This window comes from Janthinobacterium sp. SUN100, from assembly GCF_030397705.1.
GTDB lineage: Bacteria > Pseudomonadota > Gammaproteobacteria > Burkholderiales > Burkholderiaceae_D > Janthinobacterium > Janthinobacterium kumbetense.
Window position 1 is genome coordinate 533127 of sequence record NZ_JAPUBU010000003.1, and the last position, 16862, is coordinate 549988.

The 16862-nt window shown below is 64.3% G+C and carries 17 protein-coding genes; 11 read left to right on the forward strand and 6 right to left on the reverse strand.

What is annotated here, in order from left to right:
- Positions 1 to 5: 5 nt before the first annotated feature.
- Positions 6 to 515: a hypothetical protein gene (locus O0881_RS18910; protein WP_289912514.1), complete on the reverse strand. Its 510-nt coding sequence runs from the start codon at positions 513 to 515 to the stop codon at positions 6 to 8.
- 169 nt (positions 516 to 684) lie between these two features.
- On the opposite strand from O0881_RS18910, the gene O0881_RS18915 reads away from it, so the two are divergent.
- The 7 genes from O0881_RS18915 to O0881_RS18945 all read left to right on the forward strand — a co-directional run bounded on the left by O0881_RS18915 (position 685) and on the right by O0881_RS18945 (position 8275).
- Positions 685 to 1374, forward strand: a complete 690-nt coding sequence (locus tag O0881_RS18915; protein ID WP_099665880.1) for a response regulator transcription factor — start codon at positions 685 to 687, stop codon at positions 1372 to 1374.
- A gap of 81 nt (positions 1375 to 1455) precedes the next feature.
- Positions 1456 to 2730: a glutamyl-tRNA reductase gene (gene hemA / locus O0881_RS18920; protein WP_077398499.1), complete on the forward strand. Its 1275-nt coding sequence runs from the start codon at positions 1456 to 1458 to the stop codon at positions 2728 to 2730.
- 84 nt (positions 2731 to 2814) lie between these two features.
- A complete protein-coding gene (gene prfA, locus O0881_RS18925; protein ID WP_077398497.1) occupies positions 2815 to 3891 on the forward strand; it encodes a peptide chain release factor 1 in 1077 nt (358 codons plus the stop codon).
- Positions 3892 to 4076: 185 nt separating this feature from the next.
- Positions 4077 to 4547 (forward strand): disulfide bond formation protein B, encoded by a 471-nt coding sequence (locus tag O0881_RS18930; protein WP_077408913.1) that lies wholly within the window; start codon positions 4077 to 4079, stop codon positions 4545 to 4547.
- An 11-nt stretch (positions 4548 to 4558) separates the two neighbouring features.
- Positions 4559 to 5389 carry a peptide chain release factor N(5)-glutamine methyltransferase gene (gene prmC / locus O0881_RS18935; protein WP_289912515.1) on the forward strand — a complete coding sequence of 277 codons (831 nt, stop codon included), beginning with the start codon at positions 4559 to 4561 and terminating at the stop codon, positions 5387 to 5389.
- Between the two features lie 215 nt (positions 5390 to 5604).
- Positions 5605 to 7206, forward strand: coding sequence for a glutamate--cysteine ligase (gene gshA, locus O0881_RS18940; RefSeq protein ID WP_289912516.1), 1602 nt, complete (start codon positions 5605 to 5607; stop codon positions 7204 to 7206).
- A 25-nt stretch (positions 7207 to 7231) separates the two neighbouring features.
- Positions 7232 to 8275, forward strand: a complete 1044-nt coding sequence (locus O0881_RS18945) for a histone deacetylase family protein (protein WP_099665884.1) — start codon at positions 7232 to 7234, stop codon at positions 8273 to 8275.
- A 6-nt stretch (positions 8276 to 8281) separates the two neighbouring features.
- Here the strand turns inward: O0881_RS18945 and O0881_RS18950 are convergent, their stop codons facing one another.
- Together O0881_RS18950 and O0881_RS18955 are read right to left on the reverse strand one after the other, a co-directional pair.
- On the reverse strand, positions 8282 to 9064 hold the full coding sequence (locus O0881_RS18950; RefSeq protein ID WP_289899635.1) for a LytTR family DNA-binding domain-containing protein: 783 nt from the start codon (positions 9062 to 9064) through the stop codon (positions 8282 to 8284).
- The gene (locus tag O0881_RS18955; protein WP_289912517.1) at positions 9051 to 10316 is read right to left on the reverse strand and encodes a histidine kinase; all 1266 of its coding nucleotides are present in this window, start codon (positions 10314 to 10316) and stop codon (positions 9051 to 9053) included. The genes O0881_RS18950 and O0881_RS18955 overlap by 14 nt, the downstream gene beginning before the upstream one ends.
- Before the next feature lie 286 nt (positions 10317 to 10602).
- On the opposite strand from O0881_RS18955, the gene O0881_RS18960 reads away from it, so the two are divergent.
- Positions 10603 to 11028 (forward strand): organic hydroperoxide resistance protein, encoded by a 426-nt coding sequence (locus O0881_RS18960; protein ID WP_034783746.1) that lies wholly within the window; start codon positions 10603 to 10605, stop codon positions 11026 to 11028.
- A 59-nt stretch (positions 11029 to 11087) separates the two neighbouring features.
- Here the strand turns inward: O0881_RS18960 and O0881_RS18965 are convergent, their stop codons facing one another.
- Complete coding sequence (locus O0881_RS18965; RefSeq protein ID WP_289912518.1) at positions 11088 to 11924, reverse strand: type 1 glutamine amidotransferase domain-containing protein; 837 nt, start codon at positions 11922 to 11924, stop codon at positions 11088 to 11090.
- 103 nt (positions 11925 to 12027) lie between these two features.
- On the opposite strand from O0881_RS18965, the gene O0881_RS18970 reads away from it, so the two are divergent.
- The 3 genes from O0881_RS18970 to O0881_RS18980 are packed head-to-tail and all read left to right on the forward strand — an operon-like array spanning position 12028 to position 14121.
- Positions 12028 to 12936 (forward strand): LysR family transcriptional regulator, encoded by a 909-nt coding sequence (locus O0881_RS18970; protein ID WP_289912519.1) that lies wholly within the window; start codon positions 12028 to 12030, stop codon positions 12934 to 12936.
- Between the two features lie 40 nt (positions 12937 to 12976).
- A complete protein-coding gene (locus O0881_RS18975) occupies positions 12977 to 13453 on the forward strand; it encodes a GNAT family N-acetyltransferase (RefSeq protein WP_289912520.1) in 477 nt (158 codons plus the stop codon).
- Positions 13450 to 14121 carry a diphthine--ammonia ligase gene (locus O0881_RS18980; protein ID WP_289912521.1) on the forward strand — a complete coding sequence of 224 codons (672 nt, stop codon included), beginning with the start codon at positions 13450 to 13452 and terminating at the stop codon, positions 14119 to 14121. The genes O0881_RS18975 and O0881_RS18980 overlap by 4 nt, the downstream gene beginning before the upstream one ends.
- Positions 14122 to 14187: 66 nt before the next feature.
- On the opposite strand, the gene O0881_RS18985 is transcribed toward O0881_RS18980, so the two are convergent.
- Positions 14188 to 14664: an FKBP-type peptidyl-prolyl cis-trans isomerase gene (locus O0881_RS18985; protein WP_289912522.1), complete on the reverse strand. Its 477-nt coding sequence runs from the start codon at positions 14662 to 14664 to the stop codon at positions 14188 to 14190.
- Between the two features lie 145 nt (positions 14665 to 14809).
- Positions 14810 to 16687 carry a potassium transporter Kup gene (locus O0881_RS18990; RefSeq protein ID WP_077398475.1) on the reverse strand — a complete coding sequence of 626 codons (1878 nt, stop codon included), beginning with the start codon at positions 16685 to 16687 and terminating at the stop codon, positions 14810 to 14812.
- Between the last annotated feature and the right edge of the window lie 175 nt (positions 16688 to 16862).

Here is a 16862-nt window from a genome sequence, read left to right on the forward strand (position 1 = left end):
AGAAATCAGCTTTCATCCGGCCTGACCGTGAGCAATTCCTGCGCCACCGCGGCGCAGGCGTTCACGTGCTGGTTGCCGATCTGGCGGAACACGGCGTAGCCGATGGCTGCCGCCACCGCCTGGCCGGCAAACGGCACGAAGCGCGCCACCTGCTTGGTGGCAATCTTGACGCCACTGCGCTTGAGCAGCTGGAGGATCAGTTCGCGCGACACCAACTTTCCCACCAGCATGCCGCCCATGCCCACCGCCGCGCGGTAGGCCATCATCTTGAACTGCGGGTTCAGGCGCTCGATCTGCTCGGGCGTGAGGCCGAATTCGTGGTTGATATCGTTGATCAGCATGGAAAACAGACCCACGTCGGACATCAGGTCGATGCCGGGAATGGGGATGGCCGAGGCGCCCGCCGACATCATGGCACGCCGCTGTACCAGGCGCCGGCAACGCTCGCGCACTTGCTCGATGTCGGCACGGCTGGCCGGTATCAGGGTCCAATCGGTGGTGCTCTTGTCTGCCATGGCCGTTTCTCCGCGAGTGATGGGTAGATGAACAAGTGTAACGTAAAGGCCTCAGCTGCCGATTTCACTGGACACAGTTGCAATCTCTGTTATATTTCACTTGAGCATTCCTTAACATTACGATAAGCAGAGCGGACCGTCTGTTTGTTGCTACACACTCCAGCCAATTATGCGAATTGCCGTACTCGATAGCGACCATAGCCAGGCAGAACTGATCTGCCAGGTGCTCACCGCCGCCGGCCACGCTTGCCACGAGTTTCAGAGTGCCAAGGACATGCTGGGGCAACTGCGCAAGGACAGTTGCGACATGCTCATCCTCGACTGGCATGTGAGCGATCTGGACGGCGCCGAAGTGTTGCGCCGCGCCCGGGAAAAACTGGCGCCCAAGGCGCCCGTGTTGTTTATGACCAACAGTTCCGGCGAAGACGACGTGGTGGCGGGCATGACGGCCGGCGCCGACGACTACATGATCAAGCCCTTGCGGCGCAGCGAACTGACCTTGCGCACCCAGGCGCTGCTGCGCGTGGCGTACCCGGCCCAGAATGGCGCCGAAACCTTGCAATTCGGTCATTACACGTTTGAAACCCGTCCCGGCCGCCTGCTGCGCGATGGCGAAGTGCTCGACGTGACGCACAAGGAATTCGCCCTGGCGCTGCTGTTTTTCCGCAACCTGGGCCGTCCATTGTCGCGCGCCTACATCCACGAAGCCGTGTGGCAGCGCGACACGGCCCTGCCCTCGCGCACCATGGATACCCACGTCTCGCGCGTGCGCAACAAGCTGCAGCTGAAACCGGAACACGGCTACAGGCTGGTACCCGTCTACAGTTACGGTTATCGCCTGGAAAAACTGGGCGGCTGAACGGCGGCAAACGGCTGACCTGCTCAAAGCACGGGCACAAAGCGTTATAATGTCGGCATAAGCCATCCCAACAGCCCTGAAATGCAACTGCTCGCCGTAGGCCTCAACCATACCACCGCCCCAGTGTCGCTCCGCGAACAGCTGGCGTTTGCGCCTGAGCACCTGGGCCAGGCGGTGATGGCGGCGCGCACCTGGTTCCAGCGCATCGACTTGCGCGACAACGACGAAGCGGCCATCCTGTCGACCTGCAACCGCACCGAGCTGTACGCGGCCAGCCACGTGCCCAATCCGCTCGACGCGGGCGCGCATTTCCTGGCCGATTATCACAAGCTCAACTACAGCGAGCTGCGCCCCCACTTATATATGTTGCCGCAGCACGATGCCGTGCGCCACACCTTCCGCGTCGCCTCCGGGCTCGATTCGATGGTGCTGGGCGAAACGCAGATCCTGGGGCAGATCAAGGACGCCATCCGCACGGCCGACGAGGCGGGCGGCCTGGGCACATATCTGCACCAGTTGTTCCAGCGCAGCTTTTCCGTCGCCAAGGAAGTGCGCAGCAGCACGGAAATCGGCGCCCACAGCGTGTCCATGGCGGCCGCCGCCGTGCGCCTGTCGCAGCGCATCTTCGACAAGATTGCCGAGCAGAACGTGCTGTTCATCGGCGCCGGCGAAATGATCGAATTGTGCGCCACGCACTTCGCGGCGCAAAACCCGAAAAGCATCACCATTGCCAACCGCACCATGGAGCGGGGCGAGGAACTGGCGCACCGCTTCAACGGCAAGGCCATCCGCCTGGCCGACTTGCCGGAGCAATTGCACCAGTTCGACATCGTCATCTCGTGCACGGCGTCGTCGTTGCCGCTGCTGGGCCTGGGCCTGGTCGAGCGCGCCATCAAGGCGCGCCGCCACAAGCCCATGTTCATGGTCGACCTGGCCGTGCCGCGCGACATCGAAGCGGAAGTGGGCCGTTTGAACGACGTCTTCCTGTACACGGTCGACGACCTGGGCAAGGTCGTGCAGACGGGCCTGGAAAGCCGGCAAGCGGCCGTGGCGCAAGCCGAAGCCATCATCGAGACGCGCGTGCAATCGTTCATGAGCTGGGTCGACGACCGCGCCATGGTGCCCGTCATCCAGCATTTGCATGAAAACAGCGAATCCTTGCGCCTGATGGAAGTGGAACGGGCGCGCAAGATGCTGGCCAAGGGCGCCGACATCGACGCCGTCCTGGAAGCGCTGTCGAAAGGCTTGACGGCCAAGTTCCTGCACGGCCCGCAGCAAGCGCTGCACCACGCGCAAGGCGACGAGCGCAAGCAGCTGGTCACCCTGCTGCCGAAACTGTTCCGCCCCCGCCGTTAGCGCAGCCCCGCTGGCCGCCCGCGCGGCCGCCCCTGCCCGCCTGCCGGGCCCGTATCATCCCTACACCTTTTACCGCGAATCGCTATGAAACCATCCATGCTGGCCAAACTCGATCAACTGGCGAACCGCCTGGTCGAACTCGACGAACTGCTGATGCATCCGGACGCCACGTCGAACATGGACAGCTACCGCAAGATGACGCGCGAGCACGCCGAACTGGGCCCGCTGGTGGCCCTGTACCATTCCTACCAGGAAGCGGGCAACGATATTGCGACAGCGCAAGAGATGCTGGGCGATCCCGACATGAAGGAATTCGCCCAGGAAGAAATCGAGGCGGCCAAGACCACCATGGCGCGGCTGGAACGCGAATTGCAAACCATGCTGCTGCCGAAGGATGTCAACGACGAGCGCAATATCTTCCTGGAAATTCGCGCCGGCACGGGCGGCGATGAATCGGCCCTGTTCGCCGGCGATTTATTGCGCATGTACACACGCTTTGCCGAGCGCAACCGCTGGCAGGTGGAACTCGTGTCCTCGTCCGACTCCGACCTGGGCGGCTACCGCGAAGTGATCGTGCGTATCGTCGGCAATGGCGCGTATTCGAAACTGAAATTCGAGTCGGGCGGCCACCGCGTGCAGCGCGTGCCGGCCACGGAAACGCAGGGCCGCATCCACACGTCGGCCTGCACGGTAGCCGTGATGCCGGAAGCGGACGAAGTGGAAGACGTCAACATCAACCCGGCCGACCTGCGCATCGACACCTACCGCGCCTCGGGTGCGGGCGGACAGCACATCAATAAAACGGATTCCGCCGTGCGCATCACCCACTTGCCGACCGGCATCGTGGTGGAATGCCAGGATGACCGCAGCCAGCACAAGAACAAGGCGCAGGCGATGAAAGTGCTGGCCGCGCGCATCAAGGACGTGCAGCTGCGCGAACAGCAGTCGAAGGAAGCGGCCACCCGCAAGAGCCTGATCGGCTCGGGCGACCGCAGCGAGCGTATCCGCACGTATAATTTCCCGCAAGGCCGCCTGACGGACCACCGCATCAATTTGACCTTGTACAAGCTGGACTTCATCATGGATGGGGATTTGACGGACTTGACGAATGCCTTGGCGGCAGAGCACCAGGCGGAGCTGCTGGCAGCCTTGGGCGATTAAACAGCGTCCATGGCGGCGTTGCAGCGCCTGGCCGTACATTCGTACTGCCTGCGGCGCTGCGCCTTGCCCTGAACACTTTTTAACGCGCTCAGCCAAATCAAGGGTTTAAGTAGCGGCTAAGCAATAAAAATCCGGCCTTGTGCGAAAATGACCAGCTCGATTCCATCCACCTCACCGTGTCGCCCATGAAAAATTCACGCACCGTCCTCCTGTTGACCGCCGCCCTGTGTTTCCTGATGCTGGGCGTGGCCATGTATTTGCAGCATGCCATGAACATGGCGCCGTGCCCGCTGTGCGTGATCCAGCGCTACCTGTTCCTCGCCATCGGCATCGCCTGCCTGGCCGGCGCGGCGGCCAACCGGCCGAAGATCGGCGCGGGCGTCGGCGTGCTGGCGGCCCTGGGCGGCCTGGGCGTCGGCGCCAAGCACCTGTACGTGCTGGCCAACCCCGGCTTTTCGTGCGGCATCGACCCGGTGGAAACGGCGCTGAACAAGGTCTTCACGGCCGAACTCATGCCCTTCATGTTTGAATCGTATGGCGCCTGCGAAAACGCGGGCGAGCCATTCTTCGGCCTGTCGATCCCGCAATGGGCGTTCATCTGGTTCGCCATCTTCGCCCTCACCTTGCTGTGGACCTTGCTGCGCCGTCAGAAATAATTGAAAGCACTATGCCAGAAACACTGATCCCCGCCGGCAGCACTGTCGGCGCCCTGCAAATCCGTCCTCTGCTCGATCCGCTCGACAACCGCATCCTGCTGGGCCACGCGCTGGGCCTGTCGCGCGTGAGCCTGATCACACAATCGGAGCGAGTCCTCACTTCCGACGAAGCGGCCCGTTTGTCGGCCTTGCTGGCACGCCGCCTGCAGGGTGAGCCGATCGCCTACATCGTCGGCCAGCGTGAGTTTTTCGGCCTGCCGTTCGAAGTGAACGACGCCGTGCTGATCCCCCGCCCCGACACGGAAGTGCTGGTGGAACTGGCGCTCGAACGCCTGCCGCCCGGCGGACGGGTGCTCGACATGGGCACGGGCAGCGGCGCCATCGCCGTCGCCCTCGCGCATACGCGGCCGGACGCCGTCGTCACGGCCCTGGACGTGAGCAGCACGGCGCTGGCCGTGGCGCGCCGCAACGCCAGCGCCAACGGCGTCAACATCACCTTCATGGCCAGCGACTGGTTCGAAGCGCTGGGCACGGAAAAGTTCGACCTGATCGTCTCGAATCCCCCCTACATCGCCAGCGGCGACCGCCACCTGGCCGAAGGCGATCTGCGCTTCGAGCCGGCCGGCGCGCTGACCGACCACGCGGATGGCCTGTCGGCCCTGCGCACCATCGTCTCCGGCGCCGCGCGCCACCTGGCGTCAGGCGCCTGGCTGCTGATGGAACACGGCTACGACCAGGCGGCATCCGTGCGCGGCTTGCTGTCCGACGCCGGCTACAACAAAGTGCAAAGCTGGCGCGACCTGGCCGGCATCGAACGGGTCAGCGGCGCCCGCCACGGCTGAGCACGACAAGCTGCGCAAAGCTTGATCCGGCGGCGCGCCAGATCCCCCGCAGTTTGTTAAAATATCAAGCGAATTCCTGACCGAAGCGCCGTCCCCGTTACCCGGGGCGGACGCTGGCGACGCGGCGTTTTTTGGGCCGGCGCCGACGCATTTGCCAAAATTCGGTTAATCTCAGCACAAATTATTTATATGCTGCACAAGAAAGGAAGCTCAAATTGCCCAACCTGTTGACTCGCCGCCTGGCATTGCTGACCGAAGATGCCAACCGCGCGCTGCTGGGCGGCTTGCGCGGCATCGAGCGTGAAACCCTGCGCGTCGACCATGCCGGCCATCTGGCTTCCACGCCCCACCCCGCCGCCCTGGGCTCGGCGCTGACGCACCCTGAAATCACCACCGATTACGCCGAAGCGCTGCTCGAATTCATCACGCCGGCGGAACAGGACATCGCCACGACATTAAGCAAACTGGACACCGTGCACCGCTACGCCTACAGCCGCCTCGGCGACGAGTTGCTGTGGAGCCAGTCGATGCCATGCCAGCTGCCGCCCGAAGCGGACATCGAAATCGCCAACTACGGCAGCTCGAACATGGGCATGCTCAAGCACGTCTACCGGCGCGGTCTGGCCTTGCGCTATGGCAAAGCCATGCAATGCATCGCCGGCATCCACTACAACTACTCGCTCGACGAGCAGCTGTGGCAAGCGCTGGCCGGCAATCCGGACACCAGCGCCAGCCCCACCCACGCGGCGGCCACGCCGAAAGACGTGCAGTCGGAAAGCTACCTGGCGACGATCCGCAATTTCCGCCGCTACAGCTGGCTCCTGATGTACCTGTTCGGCGCTTCGCCTGCCCTATCCAGCGGTTTCCTGCGCGGCCGCGCGCACAAGCTCGACACCCTGTCCGACGACACCCTGTTCCTGCCGTACGCCACCAGCCTGCGCATGAGCGACCTCGGCTACCAGAACGATGCCCAGTCCGGCCTGCGCCCGCACGAAAACAGCCTGGACGACTACGTCAACGCGCTCACGCACGCCGTCAACGACCCGTATCCGCCGTATGCTGCGCTGGGCACAAAGAAGGATGGCGAGTGGATTCAATTGTCCACCAACGTGCTGCAGATCGAAAATGAATACTATTCGACCATCCGTCCGAAACGCGTGATCCGCACGGGCGAGCGCCCGATCCAGGCCCTGTGCCTGCGCGGCGTGCAATACATCGAAGTGCGCTGCATGGATGTCGACCCGTTCGAACCGGTCGGCATCAGCCTGGAAACGGGCCGCTTCCTGGACGCCTTCCTGCTGTTCTGCGCGCTCGACGACAGCGGCCCCATCTCGGCCGAGCAAAGCGCGTGCTATACGAACAATTTCGCCCGCACCGTCAAGGAAGGCCGCAAGCCTGGATTGACCCTGCGCCGCGACGGCGAAGAGATCACCCTGCAGGCCTGGGGCGAAGAGTTGCTGGCGCGCATCGCGCCCGTGGCGGCCTTGCTCGACGCGCGCCTTGGCGGCACGCAGCACGCGGACAGCCTGGCCGCGCAAGCCCGCAAACTGGCCGACCCGGATGCGACGCCATCGGCGAAGGTATTGGCCGAACTGCGCGCCAACGGCGGCTCGTTTGCCGCCTTCGGCTTGCGCCAGAGCGAACGCCACGCCGCCTATTTCCGCGCGCAGCCGGCAACGCAGGAACAAAGCGCGTATTTCGACGAGATGGCCGCCAGCTCGCTGGCCGAGCAGCGCGCCATGGAAGCGGCACCGGCCGGCAGCTTCGACGATTTCGTCGCCGCCTACCGCGCCAGCACCCTGTGCTCGCACACCTGAGTCTGACCTTGCGCAAAGCGCCCCCATGCTGACCTTCTACAATGAATTGCACAGCCAGCACCGGGGCCGCTTCGAAATGTTTCGCGGCACCCTGGTACCCTGCTTCGAGACGCCCGAGCGGGCCGACATGGTGGTGGCCGAACTGGGACGGCGTAACCTGGGCCGCATCGTCACGCCGCACGGCGTGCCGCTGACGTCGCTCGAGCGCATCCACACGCCCCGCTACCTGCATTTTTTGCGCCACGCCTGGCACGACTGGCTGGCGCTCGATCCCGACAACGCGGGCAAGGACGCCTTGCCATCCGTGTGGCCCGTGCGCACCTTGCGCAGCGATATCGAACCGGATGACTTCACGGCCAAGCTGGGACTGTACTCGATGGACAATGGCACGCCGCTGACGGCCGGCACGTGGACGGCGGCCAAGACGGGCGCCGACTGCGCCGTCAACGCGGCCCATGCGCTGCGCCTGGGCGAGCGGGCCACGTTCGCCCTGACGCGCCCGCCGGGCCACCATGCGGGCAGCGATTTCTTCGGCGGCTACTGTTTTCTGAACAACGCGGCGCTGGCCGCGCAGCATCTGCTCGACGACGGCGCCCGCAAGGTCGCCATCCTCGATATCGATTACCATCACGGCAACGGCACGCAAAGCATCTTTTACCAGCGCGACGACGTGCTGTTCGCCTCCCTGCACGCCGACCCGCGCAGCGAATATCCGTTTTATCTGGGCCACGCCGATGAAACGGGCAGCGGCGCGGGTCTCGGCTACAACGTCAACTTGCCGCTGCCCCCCGGCACGTCCACGGCCAGCTGGTTCGCCGCGCTGGAAACGGCTTGCCTGCGCATCAATATGTATGCGCCCGATGCGCTGGTGGTCTCGCTCGGCGTGGACACCTTTGCCGGCGACCCGCTGTCGCACTTCGCCCTGCAAAGCGGCGACTACCTGCGCGTGGGCGAGCGCCTCGCGCATCTGAACCTGCCCACCGCCTTCATCCTCGAAGGAGGCTATGCCGTGAAGGAAATCGGCATCAATGTCGTCAACGTGCTCGAAGGCTTTGAAACGGCCGATTAAGCCAGCCTACATATTCCGGAACAGCGCCATGAACGGCTGGCTCACGGCCAGGGTTTCCGGCCGCGTTTTCAGGCGCAAAGCGCCACGCCCCACCTCGTCGCGCGTGACCGAGGCCACCATCTTCATGTTGACGATGGTGGAGCGGTGGATCTGCTTGAAGATGGCCGGGTCGAGCACGTCGAGCAGTTCGCGGATCGGCTTGCGCAACAGCGCCTCGCCTTCCGCCGTCATGACGGCCGTGTACTTGGTGTCGGACTGAAAATAGGCGATGTCTTCCACCATGATCAGCCGCGTATCCTTGCCGCTGCTGGCCGTGAGCCACACCAGCGGCGGCGACTTGGCCGCCGCCGGCAAGGCGCTGCTCAATTGCTGCAGCAGGCCGGCCAGCGCGCCGTCGCCCGCCTGGGTCTTGCCGGCCCGGGCCTGCACGCGCTGCACGGTCGCCTGCAGGCGCTCGCGGGCTATCGGTTTCAATAAATAATCGACGGCGCCGTTATCGAAGGCGTCGATCGCGTACTGGTCGTAGGCGGTGACGAACACCACCTGCGTGGCGGGACTCGCTTCCAGCGCGCCGGCCGCCACTTCCAGCCCCGTCAAGCCCGGCATGCGGATATCGAGGAAGGCGATGTCGGGGCGCAGGGTGGCGATGGCCTCGAGCGCCGCGCCGCCGTCGTCGCAGGCGGCGACGATGCGCAAGCTGGGCCACTCTTCGGCCAGCAGGGCCACCAGCGCGTCGCGCAGCAGGGCTTCGTCTTCGGCAATGACGCAAGTCATCTCAGGCTGATGCATAGGAAACTCCTTGCGCCGTGCTGTCTGGCACCGTGATGGTGGCCGTCACGCCATCGGGGAAATTGGCGACAATGGCGAACGCGGCGGCATTGCCGTAGGTCAAACGCAGGCGCTCGCGCACATTGCGTAAGCCAATGCCCGTGCCGGCGCCGTCGTCGCTGAGCCCCTTGCCGTCATCGGCCACCGTGACGATCACCGTACCGTTGCCGCTGCGCGCCATGATCCAGATGGTGCCGCCGCCGCTTTTCGGCTCCAGGCCATGCTTGATGGCGTTTTCCACCAGGGTTTGCAGCATCATCGGCGGCAGTTCCGCCTGGCGCAGGTATTGCGGCACCTCAATCTGCAGGTTCAGGCGTGCGCCCATGCGGATTTTCAGGATATCGAGGTAGGCGCGCGCCCGTTCCAGCTCCGTGCCCAGGGTCGACATGGCTTGCTCCGTGCGCGGCAGCGAGTGGCGCAAGTACAGGATCAGGTTGCCGAGCATTTCGTCGGCGCGCACGGGGTCGCTGCGCGTGAGCAACTGCGCGCTGGCCAGGGTGTTGTACAGGAAGTGCGGCTCGACCTGCGCATGCAGCAGGCTCAGCTTGGCCACCGTGAGTTCCTTTTCCGTCACCGTCTGGCGCGCCTCGGCCTGCTCGCCGCGACGGCGCTGCGCCACCCGGCGCGTCATCGCCCGCGTCACCGCTTCCGCGTTTTCCAGGTTGCTGCCATGGTCGACGAGGAACCAGTCGGTCCAGGCGTTGCGCGCCGGTTCGCAGATCAGCGTGACGCTGCCCGCTTCGCCATTCGGCGTGACGGTGGCGAGAATCTGGTTCGGCCGCGGCTCCAGGAAGCCCAGCAGGCGCATGCGCGGCAAGCCCGTGTGCGTGTAGGGCGCGGCGCGGCGCACGCGGGCCTGCACCTGCAGGCTGTCGCGCGCGCTTTCGACCACTTCGCTGCCCGGCAGTTCGCGGATGGCCGCGTCGATCATGTCGAACGCCTCGCCTGCCTCGAACGGAATCTCGATCTGGCGCCGCTGGCGGCTCGACAGGGTGCCGGCATTGACGGCGCCGGCGATCAGGCGCACGCGCCGCACGTGCGAAAACGCATTCGTGACGACGGCGCTGGCCAGCAGCGCGCCGACGATGACAAAAAAGCCTTCCGTCTGCCCGAAGACATGGCGCAGGAAATTCTCGACCAGAATCGCCGTGGCGATGATGTAGGCGACCATCGTGGCCACGGCGATGCGCAGGATAAAGAAAAGGCTAGTCATGATTTTTCCTTGGGGAGTGAAGTGGGGCCAAGCATAACTATCGGCGCCAGCGGCGGTGGCCATTATGCGATGGAAGGGCAATACTGGCGACAAAGGCAAGAAAATAAAGCTTCAATCCGCGCCACGCGCAAATAAAATCGCTTGCAATTAAATAGTGCGCGATATATATTGTGTACATGGACGCCGCATACCGCTTCTTCAGACGGGCATCCTGGGGCACCAGCCCACGAAACAAGTAGCACACTATTTAGTAGTCAACTATTTAATCAACTCAAGGAAAACCATCATGTCGATCAAACAAGTCCTGTACCGCGCTCAAGCTACCGCCACCGGAGGCCGCGAAGGCCGTGCCGTGTCGTCCGACAATGTGCTGGACGTCAAGCTGACCACGCCAAAAGAACTGGGCGGCAATGGCGCCGTCGGCACCAATCCGGAACAACTGTTCGCTGCAGGCTACTCGGCCTGCTTCATCGGCGCCATGAAATTCGTCGGCGGCCGCGACAAGATCGCCCTGCCGGCGGACCTGTCGATCGAAGGCAACGTCGGCATCGGCGCCATCGAGACGGGCTTCGGCATCGAAGTGGAACTGAAGATCTCGCTGCCAGGCATGGAACGCGCCGCCGCCGAAGCGCTGGTCGCCGCCGCCCACATCGTGTGCCCGTACTCGAACGCCACGCGCGGCAACATCGACGTCACCCTGACGATCGTGTAATCCCCACCGCCTTGGGGCGCATCCCCGGCCGCGCCCCCAGGCGCCGCCGGGGATTTTTTTCAGCGCAGCGCCTGCAGCAGCTTGTCCGCCAGGGCCGGCGCCGAGGCGGGATTCTGCCCCGTGATCAGTTCGCGGTCGACCACCACGTTGCTGCTCCACGGCGCCTGGTTCTGCACATACTGCGCGCCGGCCGCCTGCAAGCCCGACTGCGGATAGAACTTCATCGTGCCGCCACCGAGCGCGCCCTGCGCCGCCGCCTCTTCCTGGTTGCTGATCACCGTCATGCGGTAGCCGCTGTAGATCCAGCCGGCCGGCGCGGGCGGCGTCTGGCCCGCTTCCAGCGCGGCCGTAAATTGGACCGCCTGCGGCAGGGCCGACAGCAGGGCGACGGGGCCGTGGCACAGCAGCGCCGTCGGCTTGCCGTCCGCGTGGAACTGGCGCAGCAAGGCGCCCAGGCTGGCATCCTTCAACAAATCCTGCATGGGCGCGTGACCGCCCGGCACCAGCACGGCCGCATAGTGGCCATAGCCGATCTGCGCCACCCGTTTCAGGCTGATCACGGGCGAGCGGCCCGGCACCGTCAGCGCCAGCTGGTCCAGCAGCGCCTTGTGCGCCGCGTGCGCGGCCGCGTCGCCGCCAAAGTAGGCGGCCGTATCCGAGCCGGCATCCAGCGTGGGCGCCTGGCCCTGCGGCGTGGCAAACGTCACCGTGTGGCCCGCGTCGAGCAGCTTTTTGACGGGCTGCATCAGTTCATTCAGATAAAAGCCCGTCGCGAAGACCTTGCCATCGCGCAATTCGAGGTGGTTCGCGTCGGACAGCACGACGAGAACGTCGGCCGCCTGGGCGGTGGAAAAGGCGGCGAGCAGCACACTGCTTAAGAGTAATTTTTTCATCATGAGGATTCCAGTAGAGAAGCCGCCAGCATATTCCGAATCAAAATGAAGAAAAATGATGAATAATGCAGCTGACTAATGCTGAATACGACCGAATTGGAATGAAATGGATAAATTGCAGGCGATGCAGCTGTTCCGCCGCGTGGCCGAGCTGGGCAGCTTTCGCCGCGCGGCCGATGAACTGGACCTGTCGGCCTCGTATGTGAGCCGGCGCATCGGCCAGCTGGAGCAGGAACTGGGCGGTCGCCTGATGACGCGCACCACGCGCCAGCTGGCCCTGACGGAAACGGGCGCCGCCTACCTCGAGCACTGCCGCAAGCTGCTCGACGAACTGGCGCAAGCCGAGGACATGGTGGCCCACTCGACGGCCCACGTGACGGGCCGCCTGCGCATCAACGCGCCATTATCGCTTGGCGTGGGCGAGCTGGCCGAGGGCCTGGCCGATTTCATGGCCGAGTGGCCGGCCTTGCGCCTGGACGTCGACCTGAAGGATGAATACGTGGACCTGGCGGCGGCCAACTACGACCTGGGTTTCCGCGTCACCACGGCGCTCACCGATTCGAGCTATGTGGCGCGCCACATCCACGACTACCGCCTGCACATCTGCTGCGCGCCCGCCTACCTGGAACGCCACGGTCCCCTGCTGGCCCCCACGGACCTGACGCGCCAGCGCTGCTTCATCTACAGCCACGCCCTGTTCGGCAGCCGCTGGCCGCTGCGCCGTGCGGGGCCGCACAGCGACATCGAAGTGCCGAACTGGGTGCGCACGAATAACACCCTGTTCATGCGCAGCCTGATCCTGCGGGGACTGGGCATCGGCATCCTGCCCACCTTTGTCTGCCGCGAAGAACTGGCCAGCGGCGCGCTGGTCGAACTGTTTCCCGAGGTGGAGCGTCCCAGCCTGGCGCTGTTTGCCATCTACCCGTCGCGCCAGCTGGTGGCGCCCCGCGTGACGCGCTGCATCGAGCACCTGAAGCAGTGGTATGCGCAGCGCTATCCCGCGCCGGCGGCGTGAAGCCGGTAAAATCATGGCCACTCTCAATCAAGGATGACCCATGATCAGCTGGCAATGGAACACGTTCGACGAACTCGGCCCCCACGATTTGTACCAGGTGCTGGCCTTGCGCCAGCGCGTGTTCGTCATCGAACAGCAGTGCATTTACCCGGACCTCGATGGCCATGACCAGCAAGCCATGCATTTGCTGGGCTGGCAAACGGTCGACGGCCAGCGCCGGCTGGCCGCCTATCTGCGCGTGCTGGCGCCGGGCGCCAAGTATGTGGAAATGTCGCTGGGCCGCGTGCTGACGGCGCCCGAGGCGCGCACCACGGGCGCGGGCAAGCAGCTATTGCTTGAGGGCATCGCGCGCGCCGAACGCCAGCACCCGGGCCACGCCATCCGCATCGGCGCGCAGCACTACCTGGAGCGCTTCTACCAGTCCTTCGGCTTTGTCACCGTCAGCGCGCCCTACGACGAAGACGGCATCCAGCACGTCGACATGCTGCGCGCCGTGCAGCCGGGCGCGGCGGCATGACGACGGCCCTGATTTCCTGGAGCGGCGGCAAGGATTCCTGCCTGGCCCTGTGGCGCGCGCGCAACGCCGGCACGAGCGTGCCGCTGCTGATCACGGCCATGGATGAAGATGGCCGAAAATCGCGCTCGCACGGCGTGCCGCCGGAGCTGCTCGAGGCGCAGGCAGCCAGCCTGGGCGCGCGCCTGCAGCGCTATCACGCCAGCTGGGCCAGCTACGAGGAGCAATTCATCGCCATGCTGCGCGCGGCGAAAGACGCAGGCATAGAACACGCCATCTTCGGCGACATCGACTTGCAGCCGCACCGCGACTGGGAAGAAAAAGTCTGCGCCGCGGCCGGCCTGACGGCCCATTTGCCCCTGTGGGGCGGGGAACGGCGCGCGCTGGTCGATGAGTTCCTTGCCGCCGGCTTCAAGGCCATCGTCGTCTGCATCAATGGCCAGCACCTGCCGCGCGAATTTTGCGGGCGCGAGTTCGACGCCGCCTTCCTGGCCGACCTGCCGCCCGGCGTCGACGCCTGCGGCGAAAACGGCGAATTCCACACCTTCGTCTACGACGGCCCCGCCTTCAGCACGCCGGTGGCGCTGCGCCGCACGCAAGTGCTGCAATATGACGCGCCGGCCAATCTGGGCGGCGCCACGTATTACTTCCAGGAACTGGCGCCAGTTTGAATTGGCCGCAAAAGCAAAAAGGGCGACTCCATGGAGTCGCCCTTTGTCCGTGCACCTTGCGCGTGCTTACTTTTTTTCCACTTTTTGCAGCGTGATGTCGAACACCAGGCCGGCGTAAGGCGGGATCACCACCGCACCCGACTTGTCGCGGGTGCCGCTCACGCCATAGCCCAGGTCATACGGAATGACCAGGCGGCGCGTGCCGCCTTCCTGCATGCCGACCAGGCCGCGGTCCCAGCCCAGAATCACTCTGCCGATGCCGAGGATAAACGTAAAAGGCTGGAGAGGGAGCGACGTTTCGAATTGCACGCCTTTGCCGTCCGGCTTGCTCGCGTCATACAGCCAGCCCGTATAGGCCACCGTCAAGGTATCGCCCGCCGCAGCGGCCGTGCCGGTGCCTTTCACCAGGTCGGGAAAGAGGAGTTCCTTCACTTGCGTATTCGGGTCAAGCACGACCGGCTTCTGGGTGTTGGCAGCAGCGCCGCAAGCGGTCAGGGCCACGGCGCAAGCGAGGGTGGCGATCATTTGAAATACCGATTTCATGGTTTCCCTTTAAATATTGGTGTGTGGCTAAGCCCGTACGGTGCGGACCGGTACGGGCTGGAGTTTAACAGGACTCGCGTAGCCCATTTGTAAGCAGACGTAAGCAGGGCAATAAATGTGCCTAAATGCAACGTTGACACAATATCTATATTTCTACCTGCGTGCCCAGTTCGATCACCCGGTTGCTCGGAATCTGATAGTAGTCGGCCGCCGTGCGCGCATTACGCGACATGGTGACGAACAGGTGCTCGCGCCACGGCATCATGCCGGCACCCGGCGTCGAGATGATGGTCTGGCGCGCGATGAAGAACGACGTTTCCATCATCTCGAAGTCCAGTCCCTGCTGGGCGCACTGCGCCAGCGCGGCCGGAATGTCCGGTTCATCCTTGAAGCCGTAATGCACGTTGACCTGGTAGCATTGGTGGCCCAGGTCCACCACGCGCACGCGCTCCGATGGCGCCACCCACGGCTCTTCATGCATGAAGACGGTCAGGAAGATCACCCGTTCATGCAACACCTTGTTGTGCAGCAAGTTATGCAGCAGCGCGTGCGGCACGCCATCCGTTTCGCCGCGCAGGAAGATGGCCGTGCCGGGCACGCGCAGCGGTGGCGCGATGAACAGCGACGAGAGGAAATCGTCGAGCGGAATCGCATGCTTTTCCAGGTTCTGGAACACCAGCTGGCGGCCCCGCTTCCAGGTCAGCATGACGATGAACAAAATCGAACCCAGCAGCAGCGGGAACCAGCCGCCGTGGAACAGTTTCAGGGCCGTGGCCGACACCAGGTTGACGTCGATGATCAGGAAAAAGCCCGTGGCGGCCCAGCACAGGGCCAGGTTCATCTTCCAGCGGTAGCGGATGACGAAGAAGGTCAGGATCGTCGTCGACAGCATGGTGGCCGTCACGGCGATGCCGTAGGCGGCGGCCAGGTTTTCCGAGGAACCGAAGCCGATGACGGCCAGCAGCACCACGGCCAGTTGCAGCCAGTTCACGGCGGGGATGTAGATCTGCCCGATTTCGCTTTCCGACGTGTGCCGCACGCGCATGCGCGGCAGGAAGCCCAGCGCGATCGCTTGCTTGGTCATCGAGAAGGTGCCGGAAATGGTCGCCTGCGAGGCGATCACGGTGGCCATGGTCGACAGGATCACCAGCGGATACACGCTCCACGCGCCCAGTTGCTGGTAAAACGGATTCGAGACGGCTTCCGGATGGGCCAGCAGCAAGCCGCCCTGGCCCAGGTAGTTCAGCGCCAGCGCGGGAAAGGCGATCAGGAACCAGGCCAGGCGGATCGGCTTCTTGCCGAAGTGGCCCATGTCGGCGTACAGCGCCTCGGCGCCCGTCAGCGCCAGCACCACGGCGCCCAGGGCAACAAAGGCGACGAAGCCGTTATTCATCAGGAAAGTGGCCGCGTGCAGGGGATTGAGCGCGGCCAGGATGGCCGGCGACTTGATGATGTTGACCACGCCCATGCCGGCCAGCGCGGCAAACCACAGCACCATGACGGGGGCAAAATAGCGGCCGATGCCGGCCGTGCCGTGCGACTGTACCGAGTACAGGCCCACCAGCACGGCGATCGTCAGCGGCACCACGTAGGGACTGAAGGCGGGCGTGGCCACTTCCAGGCCTTCGATCGCCGACAGCACGGAAATGGCCGGCGTGATCACGCTGTCGCCATAGAACAGGGTGGCGCCGAAGACGCCGATCACCATCAGCGGGAAATGCCAGCGCGACAGGCGGCTGACAGACGACAGCACCAGCGCCATCAGGGCCATGATGCCGCCCTCGCCGCGGTTGTCGGCGCGCAACACCAGGGTCACGTACTTGAGCGAGACGATCAGGGTCAGGCCCCAGAAAATCAGCGAGACGATGCCCAGCAGGTTCTCGTGCGAGAGCAGCAGGCCGTGGGCCGGGTCGAAGACGGTCTTCAGGGTGTACAGCGGACTGGTGCCGATATCGCCGTAAACGATGCCGACGGCCGCCAGCGTCAAGCCGGCAAGGCCGCTTTTTTTATGTTCCGACGTCAAGGTTGCACCCGTTTTTGTTTTGTTGCATCGCACAATATGATAGGTATTAGCAAATAGCAAGAGTATTTTTGCATGGTTCCGCAGCTGCCCCAAGGTCGTGGTTTTGTGCCGCTCCGCCTTGCTGCGCGGACATGCGGCCATTGATTTGTTGCCATTCTACGCCTCGCCAGCGGCG